The sequence below is a fragment of the Lentimicrobium sp. S6 genome (assembly GCF_013166635.1).
Classification (GTDB): domain Bacteria; phylum Bacteroidota; class Bacteroidia; order Bacteroidales; family UBA12170; genus UBA12170.
Genome location: NZ_JABKBZ010000214.1, coordinates 1 through 1,163 on the forward strand (window position 1 = coordinate 1; position 1,163 = coordinate 1,163).

Annotated in this window: 1 protein-coding gene; it reads left to right on the forward strand. The window is 31.9% G+C overall.

Annotation, left to right across the window (positions count from 1 at the left end; all coding sequences use genetic code 11):
* The first annotated feature begins 114 nt into the window (after nt 1-114).
* Nucleotides 115-918, forward strand: a complete 804-nt coding sequence (locus HNS40_RS22400; protein WP_172284936.1) for a HAMP domain-containing sensor histidine kinase — start codon at nt 115-117, stop codon at nt 916-918.
* The last annotated feature ends 245 nt before the right edge of the window (nt 919-1,163 follow it).

The following is a 1,163-nucleotide window of genomic DNA, read 5'->3' on the forward strand; positions in this document are numbered from 1 at the left end:
TTCTTTAGATTTAACAGAAGGAATCATCGCCAATCAATTTTAGATAAAATCATTCAGAGATGCGTAGAGCATAAACCGATTGCTTACGCTTCGATTAAATTACACGAGACTTAAATGGGTAACCCTATTATTGTTAATAATATAGGCCAATATATTGAAAGGGTAAGATATTTAGACGAAATTTTAAAAGCCAAAGAAAAGGCAGAAGAAAGCGATCGTTTAAAATCAGCATTTTTGGCCAATATGAGCCATGAAATTAGAACACCAATGAATGGAATATTAGGCTTTTCAGACCTTCTCAAAGAACCCGATCTTACTGGAGAGGAACAAATGACTTATATTGGAGTCATTGAAAGAGCAGGGCACAGAATGCTCAATATTATTAATGATATTGTTGATATTTCTAAAATAGAAGCAGGTCAAATGGAAGCTATTATTAAAGACACTAATATAAATGAGCAAACCGAGTATATCTATAATTTCTTTAAAACAGAAGTAGAACAAAAAGGATTAAAACTAAATCTAAATAATACCCTCCCCAACACATCTGTAAATATAAAAACTGATACTGAAAAACTATATGCCATCCTAACGAATCTGGTGAAAAACTCCATTAAGTATACTCAAGAAGGAAATATAGAATTTGGCTATCATTTAAAAGAAAACTTCTTAGAATTTTATGTAAAAGACACTGGAGTAGGTATACCTAAAGACCGACAAGAGGCCGTTTTCGAAAGGTTTATACAAGCTGACATTGCCAATAAAATGGCACAAGATGGAGCAGGCCTAGGCTTAGCCATCTCAAAAGCCTATGTCAATCTGCTGGGTGGAAAAATATGGGGAAATAGTGAAACTGAGGAGGTCTCCGGAAATAGTGGTAGTGTATTTTATTTCACAATTCCTTACCAGAAGAATTAAAAACAATTTATTTCTCCGATATAAATAAATATCAATATTCATTTTTTAAGGTTAATTATCTAAGAAACTTCTACTATGACAGATATTGGATTTGCTTTCGTATACCAACCATAGCTAATAACCTGAGTTCGGTTTTTAACTATCTGAAATTCAGTTGTTAATGGTGATATTTTTGACCATAAAATTAGGAGATTTCATGAGTATTTATTATCTTTGTGACTGATAATCAAACAATTAACAATAAA

Bases quoted from the DNA above. Each gene is read 5' to 3' on its own strand.
- HNS40_RS22400 (WP_172284936.1), top strand. From the start codon at position 115: ATGGGTAACCCTATTATTGTTAATAATATAGGCCAATATATTGAAAGG.